The following is a 2,764-nucleotide window of genomic DNA, read 5'->3' as shown; positions in this document are numbered from 1 at the left end:
GATGTGTATAAGAGACAGGGCCTGGGACCCGTCCCGCTACCGGCTGGTCCGCTTCGACCAGCGCAACTGCGGGCGCAGCACCCCGCACGCCTCGGACCCGGCCGTGGACATGGCCCTGAACACCACCCGGCACCTGGTCGAGGACATCGAGCGCCTGCGCGAACACCTCGGCATCGAGCGCTGGCTGGTCAACGGCGCCTCCTGGGGCTCGACGCTCGCGGTGGCCTACGCCCAGCAGCACCCGGAGCGGGTGAGCGAGGTGGTGATCGCCGCCGTGACCACCTCCCGCCGCTCCGAGATCGACTGGCTCTACCGGGGCGTGGCGCAGTTCCGGCCCGAGGCCTGGGAGCGTTTCCGGGACGCCGTGCCGGCGGCCGAGCGCGACGGGGACCTGCTCGCCGCCTACGCCAGGCTGACGGCGCACCCCGACCGGGCGGTGCGTGAGCAGGCCGCCGCCGACTGGCTGGCCTGGGAGGACGCGGTGGTGTCCGGCGAGCCCAACGGCGTGCCCGGCATCTGCGCCCACTTCTTCGGTCACGGCGCCTGGTTGGAGGAGGGGCAGCTGATCCGCGACGCCGGGAAGCTGGCCGGCATACCGGCGGTGCTGGTGCACGGCCGGCACGACCTGAGCTGTCCGGTGCGGACGGCCTGGGAACTGGCCGCGGCCTGGCCGGGTGCCCGCCTGCACATCGTCGAGGACTCCGGCCACGCCGGCAGCGAGGAGCTGAACCTGCTCGCCCGCCGGGCCATCGAGGAGTTCAAGGACCGCTGAGCGCGGCGGCGCCGGACGGGCCGGGCAAGGGCCCGTCCGGCGTGGCGGCGGCCCTGGCCGCTATGCGCGGTGGTACGGCATCGGGCCGGTGACCTCGGCGCCGAGCGCGCTGGCGGCCTGGCGGGCCCAGAACGGGTTGCGCAGCAGCTCGCGACCGAGCAGGACGGCGTCGGCCCGGCCCTCGGAGAGGATCCGCTCGGCCTGCTCGCGGTCGGTGATCAGGCCGACCGCCGCCACCGGAAGGTCGGTCTCGCGGCGGACCGCCTCGGCGAACGGCACCTGGAAGCCGGGGCCGGCCTCGATCCGGGCGTCCGGGACGAGGCCGCCGGTCGAGACGTCCAGCAGGTCGACGCCGTGGGCGTGGAGCTCCTTGGCCAGCCGGACGGTGTCCGCCGAGGTCCAGCCCTCGCGCTCGTCCTCGGGGTTCTCGGTGAGCCAGTCGGTCGCCGAGATCCGGAAGAAGACCGGGAGCTCCTCGGGCCACACCGAGCGGACGGCGTCGACGACCTCCAGCGCGAACCGGATCCGGCCCTCGAAGGAGCCCCCGTAGCCGTCGGTGCGCCGGTTGCTGTGCGGGGAGAGGAACTCGTGCACGAGGTAGCCGTGCGCCCCGTGGATCTCGGCGACCTGGAAGCCTGCGTCGAGGGCCCGGCGCGCGGCGTCGGCGAACTGCCGCACGATCGCGCCGATCTGCTCCACCGTGAGCTCCTCGGGCGTGACCCGGTCCGGCTCGAACGGCAGTGCGCTGGGGGCCACCGGCCGCCAGCCGTGCGCCTCGTCCGGCCCGATGGCCCGGCCCCGGTCGACCCAGGTCCGCTCGGTCGACGCCTTCCGCCCCGCGTGGGCGAGCTGGACGGCCGCGACGGTGCCCTGCGCCTTCAGGAAGGAGGTGATCCGCCGGAACCCCTCGACCTGGGTGTCGTTCCAGAGTCCGAGGTCGTAGGGCGAGATCCGGCCCTCGGGGCTCACCGCGGTGGCCTCGGTGATGATCAGCCCGGTCCCGCCGGCGGCCCGCGCCGCGAGGTGGGTGAAGTGCCAGTCGGTCGGCACGCCCGCCGCCTCGCCGTCCGGGGCGGCGCTGTACTGGCACATCGGCGGCATCCACACCCGGTTGGGAACGGTCAGCGACCGCAGGGTGAAGGGGGTGAACAGGCTGGTGCTCATGTCGGACTCCAGGAGACGGCCCAAGAGTGATTGCAGGTGCAATCTCTGTGGAAACAATAGTTGCATGCGCGCCACAATCGCAAGCCTCGGCCGTGGACCTGGAAAGGCCGGGCGTGGGCTTGCCCCTGACGCGCGGGGCAGGGGTTAGCGTCCCGCTGTCGGACGGCCCGCAGGCGGCCGTGCGGCACCGCCAACACCAGCACCGAACCCAGGAGTTCGCCCATGTCCACACTCCCCACCAGCACCCGTGAGGTCCGCCTCGTCTCCGCTCCGGACGGGCTTCCCGTCCCCGCCGACTTCGCCGTGTTCGATGCCCCCCTGGCCGCGCCGGGGTCGGACCAGGTACTCGTCCGCAACCGGGCCTTCGTGGTCTTCCCCGGGCTGCGCAGCCTGATCGGCGGCGAACTCGACTCCGCCGTCCTGCCGACAGTCCGACCCGGCGACCCGATCTTCGGGCCTGCGATCGGCGAGGTCCTGGCCGCGCCCGCCGAAGGGCCGCTGCGCCCCGGGGACCTGGTGACCCATCTGCTGGGCTGGCGCGAGCACGCCGTGGCCGAGGCCGCCGCGTTCACCCGGGTGGCCGACGGCTTCCTCGACCCGCTCGCCCTGCTGTCGCCCGCCCTGGCGGCCTACGGCGCGCTGACCCGGGCGACCGGCGTACGGGAAGGGGACGTCGTCCTCGTCACCGGCGCGGCGGGAGCGGTCGGCACCGTGGCCGGACAGGTGGCCCGGCTGCTCGGCGCCGCCCGGGTGATCGGCACCACCGGCTCGGCCGCCAAGGCGAAGCGGCTGACGGAGGAACTCGGCTACGACGCCGTGCTGGTGCGC

2 protein-coding genes and 1 pseudogene are annotated in these 2,764 nt (G+C 74.2%); 2 read left to right on the top strand and 1 reads right to left on the bottom strand.

Annotated elements, in window-relative coordinates; genetic code table 11:
* A partial coding sequence (locus VR45_RS18740; RefSeq protein ID WP_045940942.1) for an alpha/beta fold hydrolase occupies positions 1 to 772 on the top strand: 772 nt, incomplete at its 5' end.
* Between the two features lie 60 nt (positions 773 to 832).
* Here the strand turns inward: VR45_RS18740 and VR45_RS18735 are convergent.
* Positions 833 to 1,936: an NADH:flavin oxidoreductase/NADH oxidase gene (locus VR45_RS18735; RefSeq protein WP_045940941.1), complete on the bottom strand. Its 1,104-nt coding sequence runs from the start codon at positions 1,934 to 1,936 to the stop codon at positions 833 to 835.
* 222 nt (positions 1,937 to 2,158) lie between these two features.
* Between VR45_RS18735 and VR45_RS18730 the strand changes: the two are divergent.
* Positions 2,159 to 2,764, top strand: a pseudogene (locus VR45_RS18730) (NADP-dependent oxidoreductase); the annotation flags it as partial.

It is taken from the genome of Streptomyces sp. NRRL S-495, from assembly GCF_000966955.1.
GTDB classification, from domain to species: domain Bacteria; phylum Actinomycetota; class Actinomycetes; order Streptomycetales; family Streptomycetaceae; genus Kitasatospora; species Kitasatospora purpeofusca.
This window is presented reverse-complemented; position numbering and strand designations above follow the sequence as displayed.